Source organism: Alteromonas sp. AWM4_230, from assembly GCF_056158305.1.
Map to the genome: position 1 here is coordinate 2,537,813 of NZ_JBSWTB010000001.1, position 15,340 is coordinate 2,553,152.

18 protein-coding genes are annotated in these 15,340 nt (G+C 42.0%); 2 read left to right on the top strand and 16 right to left on the bottom strand.

What is annotated here, in order from left to right; all coding sequences use genetic code 11:
• Nucleotides 1-26: 26 nt before the first annotated feature.
• The 3 genes from ACXACS_RS10860 to ACXACS_RS10870 form a co-directional block, all read right to left on the bottom strand.
• Nucleotides 27-416, bottom strand: a complete 390-nt coding sequence (locus ACXACS_RS10860; RefSeq protein ID WP_474806489.1) for a hypothetical protein — start codon at nt 414-416, stop codon at nt 27-29.
• 281 nt (nt 417-697) lie between these two features.
• On the bottom strand, nt 698-1,117 hold the full coding sequence (locus ACXACS_RS10865; protein ID WP_474806491.1) for a hypothetical protein: 420 nt from the start codon (nt 1,115-1,117) through the stop codon (nt 698-700).
• A gap of 325 nt (nt 1,118-1,442) precedes the next feature.
• Nucleotides 1,443-1,814, bottom strand: a complete 372-nt coding sequence (locus tag ACXACS_RS10870; protein ID WP_474806493.1) for a hypothetical protein — start codon at nt 1,812-1,814, stop codon at nt 1,443-1,445.
• A gap of 507 nt (nt 1,815-2,321) precedes the next feature.
• Here ACXACS_RS10870 and ACXACS_RS10875 point away from each other — a divergent pair.
• Entirely contained in the window at nt 2,322-3,272 is a 951-nt protein-coding gene (locus ACXACS_RS10875) for an IS110 family RNA-guided transposase (protein ID WP_474806474.1), read from the top strand.
• Between the two features lie 27 nt (nt 3,273-3,299).
• Here ACXACS_RS10875 and ACXACS_RS10880 read toward each other — a convergent pair whose 3' ends face one another.
• From ACXACS_RS10880 to ACXACS_RS10925, 10 genes are all read right to left on the bottom strand, one after another.
• Nucleotides 3,300-3,707, bottom strand: coding sequence for a GNAT family N-acetyltransferase (locus ACXACS_RS10880; RefSeq protein ID WP_474806495.1), 408 nt, complete (start codon nt 3,705-3,707; stop codon nt 3,300-3,302).
• Nucleotides 3,708-4,384: 677 nt separating this feature from the next.
• Nucleotides 4,385-4,813: a hypothetical protein gene (locus ACXACS_RS10885; protein WP_474806497.1), complete on the bottom strand. Its 429-nt coding sequence runs from the start codon at nt 4,811-4,813 to the stop codon at nt 4,385-4,387.
• 24 nt (nt 4,814-4,837) lie between these two features.
• The gene (locus tag ACXACS_RS10890; RefSeq protein ID WP_474806498.1) at nt 4,838-5,461 is read right to left on the bottom strand and encodes a hypothetical protein; all 624 of its coding nucleotides are present in this window, start codon (nt 5,459-5,461) and stop codon (nt 4,838-4,840) included.
• Nucleotides 5,462-5,602: 141 nt separating this feature from the next.
• A complete protein-coding gene (locus tag ACXACS_RS10895) occupies nt 5,603-6,307 on the bottom strand; it encodes a hypothetical protein (protein WP_474806500.1) in 705 nt (234 codons plus the stop codon).
• Nucleotides 6,308-6,458: 151 nt separating this feature from the next.
• A complete protein-coding gene (locus tag ACXACS_RS10900) occupies nt 6,459-6,743 on the bottom strand; it encodes a hypothetical protein (RefSeq protein ID WP_474806502.1) in 285 nt (94 codons plus the stop codon).
• A 952-nt stretch (nt 6,744-7,695) separates the two neighbouring features.
• Complete coding sequence (locus tag ACXACS_RS10905) at nt 7,696-8,202, bottom strand: hypothetical protein (protein ID WP_474806503.1); 507 nt, start codon at nt 8,200-8,202, stop codon at nt 7,696-7,698.
• Nucleotides 8,203-8,376: 174 nt separating this feature from the next.
• On the bottom strand, nt 8,377-8,964 hold the full coding sequence (locus ACXACS_RS10910; protein ID WP_474806505.1) for a hypothetical protein: 588 nt from the start codon (nt 8,962-8,964) through the stop codon (nt 8,377-8,379).
• A 304-nt stretch (nt 8,965-9,268) separates the two neighbouring features.
• Nucleotides 9,269-9,748 carry a hypothetical protein gene (locus ACXACS_RS10915; RefSeq protein WP_474806507.1) on the bottom strand — a complete coding sequence of 160 codons (480 nt, stop codon included), beginning with the start codon at nt 9,746-9,748 and terminating at the stop codon, nt 9,269-9,271.
• A 181-nt stretch (nt 9,749-9,929) separates the two neighbouring features.
• A complete protein-coding gene (locus ACXACS_RS10920) occupies nt 9,930-10,154 on the bottom strand; it encodes a hypothetical protein (RefSeq protein WP_474806508.1) in 225 nt (74 codons plus the stop codon).
• A 167-nt stretch (nt 10,155-10,321) separates the two neighbouring features.
• Nucleotides 10,322-10,609: a hypothetical protein gene (locus tag ACXACS_RS10925; protein WP_334020815.1), complete on the bottom strand. Its 288-nt coding sequence runs from the start codon at nt 10,607-10,609 to the stop codon at nt 10,322-10,324.
• Nucleotides 10,610-11,366: 757 nt separating this feature from the next.
• On the opposite strand from ACXACS_RS10925, the gene ACXACS_RS10930 reads away from it, so the two are divergent.
• The gene (locus ACXACS_RS10930; protein ID WP_474806474.1) at nt 11,367-12,317 is read left to right on the top strand and encodes an IS110 family RNA-guided transposase; all 951 of its coding nucleotides are present in this window, start codon (nt 11,367-11,369) and stop codon (nt 12,315-12,317) included.
• Between the two features lie 27 nt (nt 12,318-12,344).
• Here the strand turns inward: ACXACS_RS10930 and ACXACS_RS10935 are convergent, their stop codons facing one another.
• The 3 genes from ACXACS_RS10935 to ACXACS_RS10945 form a co-directional block, all read right to left on the bottom strand.
• The gene (locus ACXACS_RS10935) at nt 12,345-12,788 is read right to left on the bottom strand and encodes a hypothetical protein (RefSeq protein ID WP_474806511.1); all 444 of its coding nucleotides are present in this window, start codon (nt 12,786-12,788) and stop codon (nt 12,345-12,347) included.
• 907 nt (nt 12,789-13,695) lie between these two features.
• Nucleotides 13,696-14,058, bottom strand: a complete 363-nt coding sequence (locus tag ACXACS_RS10940; protein ID WP_474806512.1) for a hypothetical protein — start codon at nt 14,056-14,058, stop codon at nt 13,696-13,698.
• 638 nt (nt 14,059-14,696) lie between these two features.
• Complete coding sequence (locus ACXACS_RS10945; RefSeq protein WP_034325342.1) at nt 14,697-14,999, bottom strand: hypothetical protein; 303 nt, start codon at nt 14,997-14,999, stop codon at nt 14,697-14,699.
• Between the last annotated feature and the right edge of the window lie 341 nt (nt 15,000-15,340).

Genomic DNA, 15,340 nt, shown 5'->3' on the forward strand with positions numbered 1-15,340 from the left:
ATCAGGGTTGACGCCATAGTCGTTTGTTAGCTATGTCTTAAAATTTCAATCCCAAATACACATGATACGGATAAAAGGCCGAACCACCCTAAAATATGCCCAAAGTCCTCGCCGAAATTATCTAGTGACGAAAAGCCTTCAATGATTTCACTGGCAGGTTTGGAAAACACGATAAGACTAATACTTAAACCTGGTTCCCATAGCAAATACCAATAAGTTGATAATCTCCAGCTAGTCCCTTCAGTTGTAGCTATGAAAAAGGTCAACACAGTGAAGAATACAATGCCAATAATCTTGGAGTTTCTCCACCTTTTAAAACTGGTCGCTAATGAATGCTGATATTCATATTTTGAGTAAAGGAATACAAAGGCAATTGGCGACAAATAGAGTAAAAAAATAGCAAATGAAAATAGCATGTTCACCAAAATAGCTAACTTTTAAATAAGGGGCGCAGACGCGTGGGCTATAATGCGAAGCAGCCCACGTGTATGCGTCCCAGCGAACGAAGTGAGTGCCTTAATTTTTTTGTTATGTGGCATTGCTAAAAACTACCTTGATATACATTTGCGCTGAATATACACCACTTTTCGTCTATAAAATGACAGACATACAATGTGTGGGGCATAATGGCGAAGCCGCCCCGCGTATAGGCGTCCCAGCGACCGGAGGGAGCGAACTTGAGCGTTTTGTTATACATTTATCTGCTAGCCCTAATTGGTGGTGGTTGTACATACTCAGAGTCTTTGTAAAACCCTTTGCAAGTTAGACAGGACCATCCATTACGTCCAGATCCCTGTAGCCTTATCATTTTTTCATTATTATCGTAACAGCTTGGACAAAATGGGCCTTCCACTTCATCGCCACTTTGAATCATATAATAAGGTTTCACCCATTTGAGTGATGCCCTTTGATTCAGTTTATCCTTGAGCTGATTCATTTCTGTTTGAAGTTCCGCGAGCTCAATTTTTGCATCTGCAAGGCTACTTATTAAATCTGCTATTTGCAGCTTTACTTCAGCCTGCTCCAGCGAAGTACCACTTTCTTTAATTAGCTTTGCAATGTCTGTAGCTGTTTTTATGCTCGCTAAAGCGGCACCAATTGACGCGATATCTGGCACGAATACTCTCCGAATGTATAACTTTAAGCTAAGGGGCGCAAATGCGTGGGGCATAATGGCGAAGCCGCCCCGCGTATAGGCGTCCCAGCGACCGGAGGGAGTGAGCTTGAGCGTTTTGTTAGAAGTGCCATGCTACCAACCCTCCAAATGTGTACCAACTTCTCTGCCTTTTTCGAGGTCATCCTTTGCAAGGTAGCCAAATCTGTTATGTTCATTTCGCATACTTAGCCTATGAAATGTAATGCAAAAAAGTAAATATACAAACCAGAAAAAGAACAATAATCCACTAAACAATAATGACTTCTCTACTAAGTCTAAGCCATCCCTAAAAAATACAATCGGAATTCCAATTAGGGCAACAAGCCAAGAAATATGTAAAAAAGAGACTTTTGCAGCGGTCTTTAAAATAGTGGAGTTGTAATAAGACATTTGCAGATCCTTCTGGCACTTCTAACATTAAGCTAAGCGGCGCAGTTGCGTGGGGCATAATGGCGAAGCCGCCCCGCGTAAATGCGTCCGAGCGACCGAAGGGAGCGGTCTTAAGCGCCTTGTTATAAGCAAAGCCAGTTCCTTTGGTCTGTTTAAAAACTGTTAAAGCCAGCATACGATTGATTGTTAACACAAACAAGCAAAACGACTGAGCAGTGATGGTTTTGATTTGACTGGAGCAAGCTGCCATTTGAACTGTCGAACGCATTGGCGCTTGTTGACGTCAAATAACAACTTGGCGACAAAGCGCCTAATGCGCAACCTTTGAATTGAACGCGGCGGATTTAAACCTGCCACAAGCTAGAGCGATGTTAATGAAAACAGGTGAGGGTAGTTTTACTGGGGTTTTTATAAAGCCAAACGCAGTTTAGGCTGACGCCTTATAACACCCGCATAAAGGGCGATAACACATGGGCTAAAATAGGAACGAAGTGACGCAGCCCATGTGTTAGCGTCCCAGCGAGCTTGCGAGCGATTTAATGCGTTTGTATGGATAATTCTTCCTTAAATTTCCCACAACTTTTTCAAAAATGGGTAAAGTGAGGCCCAGACTTTGGCTGCAACCAAAGTTGGCTGCGTGGCAGTTCGATTATGCGATGGCTCCTCAGTTGAGAGACCGTTAACAAACATGAACACCACACAGTGCTCCAAGCAACATACTCGAATAGTCGACTGGGCCCCGAGCTCGCATTTAGCAAACCAGAGTTAGCTTATTATGAATAAATCAGCAGCGCAAAGAATTAACGTTGGCGTAGACACAGGCAAACAATTCTTGGACATCCATGTTCGTCCGTCACATGAATATTTTCAGGTCAGTAACGATAAAACAGGCATATCTGAAGCAATTAAACGGCTGAAAAAAATAAGCCCTGAACGCATTGTGATTGAATCCACCGGCCGTTACGAAGCCGCATTTATTACAGCATGTGCGAAAGCCAATTTACCGTTCAGTATGGTAAACCCGATACATGTAAAACGCTTCGCCGGCGCAATTGGCAGAAAAGCCAAAACAGATAAGCTGGATGCTGAACTTATCGCGCATTACAGTGAGGCCATACAACCTGCTCTATCATCTCTGAAGCCGGAAACAATGCGGCTTATGGCAGATTTGGTGTCACGACGGAACCAGCTTTTAGACATACAGACCAGCGAGAAGAACAGACTTCAAATTATGCCGAAAGCTACTCAGTCTAGTATTAAATCTGTACTCCTGACTATCAAAAAGCAAATAGAAAAAATGGATGATGAACTGGGCAAACTGATAGAAAGTTGTCCAGAGTACAAAGCCAAAAGCGATCTTGTGCAAAGCATGCCGGGAATAGGAAAAGTATCAGCCGCGACGCTGATTAGTTACCTGCCAGAGCTCGGACTGCTCAACAGCAAAGAAATCGCAGCCCTGGTAGGTGTTGCACCGATGAACAAAGAAAGTGGTAGGTACAAAGGCAAGCAGGCTATCCAGGGTGGGCGTAGTCAGGTTCGCACCGTACTGTTCATGGCAATGATGTCAGCGATGCAGTGTAATCCGGTTTTTAAGCGTACTTACAACCGATTAGTCGAGGCAGGCAAACCTAAGAAAGTCGCCATAATTGCCTGCGTCAGGAAGATGATTATCATCCTCAATTCGATGGTAAGAGATGGTGTCGTGTGGGAAGAAAAAGCAGCTTAAAATCAGGGTTGACGCCATAGTCGTTTGTTATAAGCCGCCCCGCTCCCAAGCTAATATTGATTTCGCAACTGGTTTAAAACCCGCCCGACGATAAAACTGCGAAGCTGAGTCTGTACTTAGACTGAACTTGTTTACTGCAGACAACTCTGGCGCATCAAGTAATGCCGTTAACAATGAACTACCAATTCCCGTATTACGCAGACCATCTGAGGTAAAGAAGTCCATGATGTATGCATGAGTACAATAGTCTGTTACTACCCTTGCAAATGCAACCTGACGTCCCTTTGAATAGGCTGCAATACAAAACGAGTTTTGGATAGTGTTAACCACTGTTTCTAAGGAACGGCCTTTCGCCCAATACGACTCTTGAGACAAGAAACGATGAATTAACTCAACATTGAGCTTCGTTTTATCAGACGAGATTTCAATTTCCATAACTCAACTCTGGTAAGGCTTATAACACCCCGCTTAGGGGCAATAACACGTGGGCTAAAATTTGGAGCGAAGCGACTGAGCCCACGTGTTATTGTCCCAGGGAGCTTGCGACCGACTACAACGGTTTGTTATGCGTTACGCGGTGCAAAATACAACTGTATTTTTTGATTGCGAAATAAAAACAATGCCCAGATTATGATAATAGAAGCGCCAATTACAAAACCTAAAATACTATAGAACGACAGGAAGGCAATGATTGCTGACCAGTATATAAAAACGCCCCACAAAGCCCAACGCCGATGATTCATGGTTCCAAAACAGATTGAAAGAACAAGAATGTTAAATGCCAATAAGCTAGGAGCCATTCCCGATAGCCAGAACTCTGTGTAATCAAGTTTGTTACCATTCAGTTCATAGGTCGCGTTTGGCCAAGGAAAATAAGCAAATACCAATAAGAGCAAATTAGTTAGTGCATTTAAGCGATGCTGAAATTTGAACAGAATTGGAGTGCTTTGAACTTCAGTGAACAACGAAATCAATATTTTAATGATTCAATCCTTTGAGCTTAAAGAGACGCATAACTTTCCAATAACGGGCGCAGACATGTGGGGCATAATGGCGAAGCCGCCCCGCATGTCTGCGTCCCAGCGAACGTAGTGAGTGTGTTGATTGGGTTGTTATGCATCAAAAGCCCCAAACAACCTAGTGTAGTTTTTTACATATGTATTAGTTGTTACCAAAGGCCACAAAAACAATCCATTGGCGAAAACAGGAAAAGCGATAATGACCGCGAAATCTGCGCTAGCCTCAAAAACGCATGAAATACCAAATAACACCCCTAATAAGAAAGTAACAATAGTGTATTTCCTATACCAGCCCAGCTTTTTGTAAAGGGTTTTAAACTCAAAGTCGTTAGTAATACCATTGATGCATAAAAAAAGAACGACACTAGATGGAATAAGCAACACTATGCTAATGGGGCTGGCTTTGCTGATAGCTAAGCAAATTAGATAAACGAATCCAGTAGCCAGTGACCAATGAAACACTACGCCCTTATAAATATATTGCCTATTAAATGGGTCAGAAGGAATAGGGGTACGGTTCATAATTTCACTTTGATGCATAACGCCTCAATCAGCGGTCGCCGCAGGCGATCCGCTGGATTGACTTGTTATGCTTTTATACCACCCAAACGCTTCTATTTTAATTTGTGCCTCTACACCTTGAATATCTAAATTCATACAAGCCAAGACTTCTGCGGCAGTTAACCAAATAGATATTTTTGGGTTGCTAGTCACGAAGTCGTGTCTATCGATATGGGTGCCATTGTGCTCGGCAGTTTCTACCACGCCGTGACCAGCCCATTTTATAAATGCTTTAACTTGGTTTTTATCCATCTCATTAAGATAGTCGCTAAAACTAAAATTAACATTTTCAATTTTGTGCGCTAATTGATTTCTTAAATTGGCCAATTTGGTTAAAAAGGCACCTTGATCTTTGTAAATAGCTCCCATTTTTTCAAGAAGTACAATTTTTCCGGAACGTGGGTTAGCTTGCTCTAAAAATGCTATTTCAGTTTCAATTTCAGGTGCTCTAAAGCGAACAGTTAATAAATGAGTAGTTGCAGCCTCAAACAAAGCACTAACTTTGATGATGAATGACCAGTCGTCTTCTTTTAGCAGGCCTCGATAAAAGTCTTTTGGTAAATTTAATCGTGATTCAAAATCAGAAACATCACTAAATATATCACTCACTAAAATTAATCCTCATACCTAGTTTCGAGAGAAACATAACACCCACATAAAGGGCAGTAACACGTGGGCTAAAATCCGAGCGAAGCGACAGAGCCCACGTGTTACTGTCCCAGCGAGCCTGCGAGCGGCTTAATGTGATTGTTAAATGCCGCCTACTTTGACTTTGAAAAACTTAGTTTTTTCGCTTAAATGTTGATATGACCAAGGAGGGTTTACCACATCAATGTTAGAAACGCCCAGCGTAGCAAGCCCTTCGAGTGAATAGTACCAGCCGACAAAGTCTGCTTTCTCGGCGAACTCTTTATATTCGGAAGATTGTCCTAGTGTTGTTATTTGCTGGCCCACACCAATTTTTTCGAAGAAGTTTCGCTCACGAATTACAGCTGACTTCATATATTTTTCTAAGTTCTGCTTTGTTGATTCCCGCTCTTCCTCAGGAAGAGCATCAATAAACGATGTTATTTCTTTCTCCATTCCGGTTGTACCACCATGGAAACCAATAACTGCGTGATTCGAAATCCTGTGATGACTTGCTGCAGAAAAAACGTAGTTGGCGCATGATGAGAGACAATAATCATTGACCTCAAGCTTCAAATCATAGTCATGAACAATATTACCAAGATCCATTCCATGATTGATTTCACCGCCTTCGGAAGTTATAGACAGCCATTCAACTTTACTCTTTGCATTGTTCAGAATTGAAAGAAGTTTCTGATTTGCTGATGGCGATAATTTACCGTGATAAATTACTGTGTTTTCGTTCAAATCAACTGTTGTTTCACTAGCATGTGCTGACACGCATGACAGAGAAATAACTAAAATAAAAGACCAAAAAAGTTTAAACATGCTGCTTCCTTGTGGCATTTAACTTTCCAATAAAGGGCGCAGACATGTGGGGCATAATGGCGCAGCCGCCCCGCGTGTATGCGTCCCAGCGAACGCAGTGAGTGTGTTGATTGGCTTGTTATGTTCCACTAAATGACACCGAAACATTTATTTAGCCTTTCTGTTTTTTTATGGTTGATGCGAGCAGAGAGACTGATGCCGCATAGGTAAAAAAGAAAACACAAAATCCAACAAACAAACCAATCATTCCAAAGATGTTACTTTCCATTGAAATGTCGTAAACCAAATAAACTGCTATGGGTAGCGGCAAAACCGAAATAGGCTTATTTCTTACATAATCGTTTAACTTTTTTTGCACATAAGGTATGCCTAAAATTACAACAGGAATAATTATCAACCCTGCAAATAAGATATAGACTTTAATATCTGAACTCATATAAACATCCATATAAAAACAAGAACATAACTTTTAAATAAGGGGCGCAGGCATGTGGGGCATAATGGCGAAGCCGCCCCGCATGTATGCGTCCCAGCGAACGAAGTGAGTGAACTTGATTTTTTTGTTATGTGCTGACGCAATTTAATAGTTACCTGGGTATTACAAAAAAGAAAGATAAAACTAATAAAAGTAAGACACTTACGGAGCTACCAATAAGCTTGCTACTTGAATGCGATTTACCTTAAGCCAGCAGAGCTTTTCTAACAAAAACATGGCCTACTAACACTGAAGCTACGGCAATTAAGCTTATAGTAAGTACAAAATTGGTGAGCGAGTTAAGTGTTTCTTACATGTCTAAAATCCTTTTTACTACCAAAGCACATAACACCCGCATAAGCGGCACGAAAACGTAGCGGCGTTTAGGTTAAAATTGCGAAGCACAAAACTAAACGCCGCGTAGTTTTTGTGTCCGAGCGAGCCTGCGAGCGACTTGATGCGCTTGTTATATGCCGTTTCAAAATAACCAAGCCAACGGGCATAAAATCAATCATCGCTTCGTCCCTCAGCCCCCGTGTATAATCCGTTACTTCCGGATTGGTCTGCAACGGGTGTGCCCGGCGACGTGTTAGAAAAAGAACTTCTAACAATAAAATATGTAATGGTTGGTCCGACGATAGGGATTAGCCAATTAATTATTAAGCAAAGGGTTATGGAGCTTTGTTTTTTAAAAAACGCTCCTCTGATACCAATAGCATTAACAAATGCTAAGACCAAGTGTAGACAAGTAAAACCAACTATAAAATAGATAGTAGTCACATGAGTCCCTTAGGCATATAACACCCACATAAGGGGCAGTAACACATGGGCTAGAATCCGAGCGAAGCGACAGAGCCCATGTGTTACTGTCCCAGCGAGCCTGCGAGCGGCTTAATGTGTTTGTTATAAGCACTTACCGCAAAGGTTTAGGTTTTGCTTTCGCACTACTTGTAACCTGACTGTTGTGTAAAGAACGGTTGTATATGTCAGGTTCATCGAAAACAATAGCATGCTTTGACTCAAGGCCATCATCTTCGCCTTGAAGGTAAGTACGAATATCTTTTAAAAGTAATCGAACGTCTTTCGCTCCCTTTTGGTGTGCGAGGGAACTAGATAAATCTTCAGCTAAGTCTCTTGGAAGCCAAATGTATGCCTGAAAGGAAAGCTTGTTTAAAAGATTGTAGTCAAGTTTACCTTCTTTTCTTATCCACTCAGCTAAAAGCTCTGAAACGATTTCGCCTTTAAGTCTTATTTCCTTTTGACTTTCTATCTCAAGCATTTTTAAGTCATATTCGTGCTTTATTGATGCTTTTACTCTTTCTAAAAGCCACTTTCGGCAAAAAAATGCGATTCCACTGATAATACCGATTGTTGAAACAGAACCGATGATGCTTGATATAAATGGTGAGAATTCTTCCACGAACCTTCCTTGTGGTTATAACACTTAAATATGGGGCACAAACAGGCAGGGTACAATGGCGAAGCCGCCTGCCTGTTTGTGTCCCAGCCCGCCTGCGGGCGACATAATTTTTTTGTTAGGTACGTGTCTAAAAGAGCCATATTTGTTTTGGCTACATCGGAGACTGAGAGTCCTTCAATAAAACCACATGAGAGTTTTAATGAAACTAAGCACTGCAACTAAAAAAACACAAAGACCACAAATAGCTATAACGGCCCAATTAAAATACAGTACTGCCTGCCAACCGACAGATTTAAACCTAAAGTGCTCTCTATTCTGCTTTTCAAGCAATATCAATGAAGTAGGAATTACGGTAGTGGAATACACCGCAAAAACTATAACAAGCATACCGAAAAATCCCATAGTTACCGCAGCACCAGTATAAAGAGGCGTATCGGCAGATATATCTCTAAAAAAGTACTTACCAAGCGCGACTACAAAGATAGGAAATAGTAAGCCGATAATTTGAAAGCCTTTGACAATCATTGAAGTACCTAACATTAAGCTAAGCGGCGCAGTTGCGTGGGGCATAATGGCGAAGCCGCCCCGCGTAAATGCGTCCGAGCGACCGAAGGGAGTGGTCTTGAGCGCCTTGTTATAAGCAGAGCCAGTTCCTTTGGTCTTTTTAAAAACTGTTGAAGCCAGCATACGATTGATTGTTAACACAAACAAGCAAAACGACTGTGCGGTGATGTTTTTGATTTGACCGAATCTAGCCGCCATTTAAGCTATCGAGTGTAATGGCGCTTGCGAGGTTCAACTAATAACTTGGTGATAAAGCGCCTATTACACCACCTTTGAGTTATGAGCGGCGGATTTAAACCTACCACAAGCCAGAGCGATGCTTATGAAAACAGGAGAGGGCAGTTGCACTAGGATTTGTATAAAACCAAACGCAGTTTAGGCTGACGCCTTATAACTTTTAAATAAGGGGCGCAGGCATGTGGGGCATAATGGCGAAGCCGCCCCGCATGTTTGCGTCCCAGCCCGCGCAGCGGGCGAACTTAATTTTTTTGTTAGGTGCGAATTAAAAACAAACATACGTACTGTCATTCATTACTTTGCCATCAGGGTTTGTCCACATTAACTTGGCGTTATAAGCCAGTGGGGTTCCATCATGTATTGCTGCAAGAAGACTAATACTGTTTCCAGGTGGAAGTTTAGGTGCTGGAAGCTTTTCATCGACGTCTGACGCTATTAAAGGACTGGAATCATTTGGCGACAATAATAGTTGAAAGTTTACGTTGAGAGCATCAACCGAGCTAATATTTGTGACAACAAATTTATGGCTGCGACCTGATGAAATTAAGTCTAATTTAAGCCTAGCCGATGATTTAGCATTATCTTCTTTAACTAGTACCTCAAGCTGCTTCTTTGCCAGTTCAGAAGTGGCTTTTTGAAGTTCGTTACTTTCTTTTTGCAGCTTTCTTTGTCCATTCCAAACAACCAAGCTAATAAAAGCAGCGATACATGCGACTCCGACTGATAACATTTCATAATAGGTCATTGATACGTCCTTGTTGTTTCCTTTAGCACTAGTACCTAACTTTCCAATAACGGGCGCAGACATGTGGGGCATAATGGCGAAGCCGCCCCGCGTGTATGCGTCCCAGCGAACGAAGTGAGTGTGTTGATTGGGTTGTTAGGTTTGACCCAATAAAACCTCATTCTTGCAAAGCCGCTGTCACCTATTCTTTCGATATATCGACGGACTCATTGTACTTACGTTTTAGATATTTAACGCTAGCATTTAGTTCTTTGAGCTCCTTGCCATACTCAACCCCCATGTCCCTGATATTTTTTACTCTCTTAGATATCAGAAAGACAAAAATGGGCACAGCAATCCAAAGCAAAATGAGTATCAAATAAAATAGCGCACCGATCGCGCCAACACCTGCAAATATAGAATCCATTTAATTTTTCCTCCTTAAAACCTAACACCCGCATAAGCGGCACGAAAACGTAGCGGCGTTTAGGTTAAAATTGCGAAGCACAAAACTAAACGCCGCTACGTTTTTGTGTCCGAGCGAGCCTGCGAGCGACTTGATGCGCTTGTTATGTGCGATTGAAAAACATCCTATCATTGCTTTTCACTGTTATCTGGAACAGGGCCAAGTATGATATCCCATATGTTTTTACGCCAAAACGAGTCTGGGCCAATTGTAGTAAATGCGACAGCCCTTACTAGAGAGAACAACGAATAGCCAACAAAGAAGAGGGATAAAACATATATAACAAAAATATGTATATCCGAACCGCGACGGCTAGAGACAAGTTCTATTCCGCTACCTACATCTTTTAAAATTAGTAACGACACGATAGTAGTAATCACTAGGTAAACTAGACTTCGCTTTATTTCCTTATTCAAATTGGCCTAAACCTTTTCATTGAAGCACATAACACCCCACTAAGGGGCGATAACACATGGGCTAAAATTAGGAACGAAGTGACGCAGCCCATGTGTTAGCGTCCCAGCGAGCAGCGCGAGTGCCTTTAGTGTTTTGTTAGGTGAACGTAGCATGAAATTACCTTGTTAAGAAAAATAAAATCCAAGCAGATGGTAAGCCAGTCACACTTATATAAAAAAGAGTTCGTAATAAGTTCGAAGTATTTTTTCTAGGGATTCCAGCCATCAATATTATCCACGCAGCTATGGAGCATATACCTAAAATTAGCTTTGAGAAAAGTACAGACATAGCTCCTACTACTAACCCTGTAAGAACCCCAATTAGTAGAGTGTTAATTGTGTTGTCTTTCAATCTTAAAAGCTCAATATCTTACAGGTTCACCTAACGGCCCGCATAACGGGCAAAAATACGTAGGCTATAATACTGAGCGAAGCGAAGGGAGCCTACGTGTTTTTGTCCCAGCGAGCCCGCGAGCGAGTTTATGCGTTTGTATGGATAATTCTTCCTTAAATTTCCCACAACTTTTTCAAAAATGGGTAAAGTGAGGCCCAGACTTTGGCTGCAACCAAAGTTGGCTGCGTGGCAGTTCGATTATGCGATGGCTCCTCAGTTGAGAGACCGTTAACAAACATGAACACCACACAGTGCTCCAAGCAACATACTCGAATAGTCGACTGGGCCCCGAGCTCGCATTTAGCAAACCAGAGTTAGCTTATTATGAATAAATCAGCAGCGCAAAGAATTAACGTTGGCGTAGACACAGGCAAACAATTCTTGGACATCCATGTTCGTCCGTCACATGAATATTTTCAGGTCAGTAACGATAAAACAGGCATATCTGAAGCAATTAAACGGCTGAAAAAAATAAGCCCTGAACGCATTGTGATTGAATCCACCGGCCGTTACGAAGCCGCATTTATTACAGCATGTGCGAAAGCCAATTTACCGTTCAGTATGGTAAACCCGATACATGTAAAACGCTTCGCCGGCGCAATTGGCAGAAAAGCCAAAACAGATAAGCTGGATGCTGAACTTATCGCGCATTACAGTGAGGCCATACAACCTGCTCTATCATCTCTGAAGCCGGAAACAATGCGGCTTATGGCAGATTTGGTGTCACGACGGAACCAGCTTTTAGACATACAGACCAGCGAGAAGAACAGACTTCAAATTATGCCGAAAGCTACTCAGTCTAGTATTAAATCTGTACTCCTGACTATCAAAAAGCAAATAGAAAAAATGGATGATGAACTGGGCAAACTGATAGAAAGTTGTCCAGAGTACAAAGCCAAAAGCGATCTTGTGCAAAGCATGCCGGGAATAGGAAAAGTATCAGCCGCGACGCTGATTAGTTACCTGCCAGAGCTCGGACTGCTCAACAGCAAAGAAATCGCAGCCCTGGTAGGTGTTGCACCGATGAACAAAGAAAGTGGTAGGTACAAAGGCAAGCAGGCTATCCAGGGTGGGCGTAGTCAGGTTCGCACCGTACTGTTCATGGCAATGATGTCAGCGATGCAGTGTAATCCGGTTTTTAAGCGTACTTACAACCGATTAGTCGAGGCAGGCAAACCTAAGAAAGTCGCCATAATTGCCTGCGTCAGGAAGATGATTATCATCCTCAATTCGATGGTAAGAGATGGTGTCGTGTGGGAAGAAAAAGCAGCTTAAAATCAGGGTTGACGCCATAGTCGTTTGTTAGCTATGTCTTAAAATTTCAATCCCAAATACACATGATACGGATAAAAGGCCGAACCACCCTAAAATATGCCCAAAGTCCTCGCCGAAATTATCTAGTGACGAAAAGCCTTCAATGATTTCACTGGCAGGTTTGGAAAACACGATAAGACTAATACTTAAACCTGGTTCCCATAGCAAATACCAATAAGTTGATAATCTCCAGCTAGTCCCTTCAGTTGTAGCTATGAAAAAGGTCAACACAGTGAAGAATACAATGCCAATAATCTTGGAGTTTCTCCACCTTTTAAAACTGGTCGCTAATGAATGCTGATATTCATATTTTGAGTAAAGGAATACAAAGGCAATTGGCGACAAATAGAGTAAAAAAATAGCAAATGAAAATAGCATGTTCACCAAAATAGCTAACATTAAGCTAAGCGGCGCAGTTGCGTGGGGCATCATGGCGAAGCCGCCCCGCGTAAATGCGTCCGAGCGACCGAAGGGAGTGGTCTAAAGCGCCTTGTTATAAGCAAAGCCAGTTCCTTTGGTCTTTTTAAAAACTGTTGAAGCCAGCATACGATTGATTGTTAACACAAACAAGCAAAACGACGGTGCAGTGAAGGTTTTGATTTGGCAGAAGCTAGCCGCTATTTGAGCTATCGAGTGTAATGGCGCTTGCTGATTTAAAATAAGAGCTTGAAGGTAAAGCGCCTATTACACCACCTTTGAGTTGAAAGCGGCGGATTTAGCCCTACCACAAGCCAGAGCGATGCAAATGAAAACAGGTGAGGGTAGTTGTGCTGAATTTTTTATTAAGCCAAACGCAGTTTAGGCTGACGCCTTATAACATTAAGCTAAGCGGCGCAGTTGCGTGGGGCATAATGGCGAAGCCGCCCCGCGTAAATGCGTCCGAGCGACCGAAGGGAGTGGCTTGAGCGCCTTGTTATAAGCAAAGCCAGTTCCTTTGGTCTTTTAAAAACTGTTGAAGCCAGCATACGATTGATTGTTAACGCAGACAAGAAAAACGACTGTGCAGTGATGTTTTTGATTTGACAGAAGCTAGCTGCCATCTGAGCTACCAAGTGTAATGGCGCTTGCTGGCTGAAAATAAGAACTAGAAGGTAAAGCGCCTATTACACCACCTTTGAATTGAAAGCGGCGGATATAAACCTACCACAAGCCATAGCGATGCTAATGAAAACAGGTGAGGGTAGTTTTACTGGGATTTTTATAAAGCCAAACGCAGTTTAGGCTGACGCCTTATAACTTTTAAATAAGGGGCGCAGATATGTGGGCTAAAATCCGAGCGGAGCGAGTCAGCCCACATATTTGCGTCCCAGGCCGCGAAGCGGGTGACTTGATTTTTTTGTTATGTTCGCCCTTTTACTTCCTTTGTTTTTTCTTCAAAAACAAACGTTAATGCTTCTGAAATAACGCCTATAGACGTTAATGTTTTTAATGCTAAATCTTTGTCTAAAGAAAAATTTTGCCTAAGATTTTTACTAAAGAGTTTAATCTGCATATTAACGTTCCCTTTGTTAAATTCCTTAATAAATTCTCTGCAGGAAGAGGAAGAAGTGTCCTCCGATGTTTTACATTCCTTAGCTATGCTTGCAAGCTTATCTGAGGTACTAGCTAATTTTTCCAATTCTGCGATATCTTGAGCAGCCTTAACTGGCGTGGAAGTAATTAATAATAGTAAAGGTAACAGCGATATAAAGAGCTTATTCATCAAATTATCCTTGAAGAACATAACTTTCCAATAACGGGCGCAGACATGTGGGGCATAATGGCGAAGCCGCCCCACGTGTATGCGTCCCAGCGAACGCAGTGAGAGTGTTGATTGGGTTGTTAGCTATGCCTTAAAACTTCAACCCCAAGTACATATGATACATATAACAGACCGAACCACCCTAGAATATGTCCAAAGTCCTCGCCGAAATAATCTAGTGAAGAGAAGCCTTCTATGATCTCACTGGCAGGCTTGGAGAATACGATGAGGCTTATACTTAAACCCGGTTCCCATAGCAAATACCAATAAGTTGATAATCTCCAGCTTGTACCTTCAGTAGTAACTATGAAAAAAGTCAACACAGCGAAGACTACAATGCCAATTATTTTGGAATTTCTCCACCTTTTAAAACTGTCCGCTAATGAATGCTGATATTCATATTTAGAGTATAGGAATACAAAGGCTATTGGTGACAAATAGAGTAAAAAAATAGCGATTGAAAATAGCATGTTCACTAAAATAGCTAACTTTAAAATAAGGGGCGCAGGCATGTGGGGCATAATGGCGAAGCCGCCCCGCATGTATGCGTCCCAGCCCGCGCAGCGGGCGTACTTAATTTTTTTGTTATGTGCCAAGCCTCAATCTCCTTCTGAATTTACATTAGGTGAATTTGGATTATTTGCCATATAACCTTTCTCTGAAACACCGGGCTTAATTCCTTTAAGTATTCCATACGCCACTATTGGGCCAAAAATTGGAGCGAACAAAGCGAATACTTTATAGCGTTCTAATTCATTTATTTTCTTTGATGCGTACCTATTATTTTTAATTTTCTGAAGTTTCGAAACCATCTTGGATATCTGTGATGCAACAATAACTGCAAAAACAAAATGAACTAGAAGTACAGCTAATAAAACGATTATAGTTTTGGTTTCACTCATGGTACATAACGCAAAGCTTTGGGGCGCTAGCACGTGGGCTAAAATCCGAACGAAGTGAGTCAGCCCACGTGTTAGCGTCCCAGCGACCGAAGGGAGTGCCAACAGCGTTTTGTTAGGCGTACAAAGGAACATACGCAGCTTTGCTGCCACCACTAGCCGATACGGCCACTTATTTAAATTATTGAATTTAAGATAAAACAACCCTGTGCGAAATGCCAGAGGTTAACGGCAATGCTGGATAAAAGAGCGAGTTTAAAAGACCGGTGATGTTAAATGTTGGCGTTGCGGTGTTAATGAAAAGCGCGTTGCTAAAGCCGTTGATACTACCAAAAAAGCAAGCC

What these genes read in the sequence shown, in the direction of transcription:
- ACXACS_RS10860 (WP_474806489.1), bottom strand. Translation starts at nt 416, where the DNA reads ATGCTATTTTCATTTGCTATTTTTTTACTCTATTTGTCGCCAATTGCC.
- ACXACS_RS10870 (WP_474806493.1), bottom strand. Translation starts at nt 1,814, where the DNA reads ATGCGTTCGACAGTTCAAATGGCAGCTTGCTCCAGTCAAATCAAAACC.
- ACXACS_RS10875 (WP_474806474.1), top strand. Translation starts at nt 2,322, where the DNA reads ATGAATAAATCAGCAGCGCAAAGAATTAACGTTGGCGTAGACACAGGC.
- ACXACS_RS10880 (WP_474806495.1), bottom strand. Translation starts at nt 3,707, where the DNA reads ATGGAAATTGAAATCTCGTCTGATAAAACGAAGCTCAATGTTGAGTTA.
- ACXACS_RS10885 (WP_474806497.1), bottom strand. Translation starts at nt 4,813, where the DNA reads ATGAACCGTACCCCTATTCCTTCTGACCCATTTAATAGGCAATATATT.
- ACXACS_RS10895 (WP_474806500.1), bottom strand. Translation starts at nt 6,307, where the DNA reads ATGTTTAAACTTTTTTGGTCTTTTATTTTAGTTATTTCTCTGTCATGC.
- ACXACS_RS10900 (WP_474806502.1), bottom strand. Translation starts at nt 6,743, where the DNA reads ATGAGTTCAGATATTAAAGTCTATATCTTATTTGCAGGGTTGATAATT.
- ACXACS_RS10910 (WP_474806505.1), bottom strand. Translation starts at nt 8,964, where the DNA reads ATGGCGGCTAGATTCGGTCAAATCAAAAACATCACCGCACAGTCGTTT.
- ACXACS_RS10915 (WP_474806507.1), bottom strand. Translation starts at nt 9,748, where the DNA reads ATGACCTATTATGAAATGTTATCAGTCGGAGTCGCATGTATCGCTGCT.
- ACXACS_RS10920 (WP_474806508.1), bottom strand. Translation starts at nt 10,154, where the DNA reads ATGGATTCTATATTTGCAGGTGTTGGCGCGATCGGTGCGCTATTTTAT.
- ACXACS_RS10930 (WP_474806474.1), top strand. Translation starts at nt 11,367, where the DNA reads ATGAATAAATCAGCAGCGCAAAGAATTAACGTTGGCGTAGACACAGGC.
- ACXACS_RS10935 (WP_474806511.1), bottom strand. Translation starts at nt 12,788, where the DNA reads ATGATGCCCCACGCAACTGCGCCGCTTAGCTTAATGTTAGCTATTTTG.
- ACXACS_RS10940 (WP_474806512.1), bottom strand. Translation starts at nt 14,058, where the DNA reads ATGAATAAGCTCTTTATATCGCTGTTACCTTTACTATTATTAATTACT.
- ACXACS_RS10945 (WP_034325342.1), bottom strand. Translation starts at nt 14,999, where the DNA reads ATGAGTGAAACCAAAACTATAATCGTTTTATTAGCTGTACTTCTAGTT.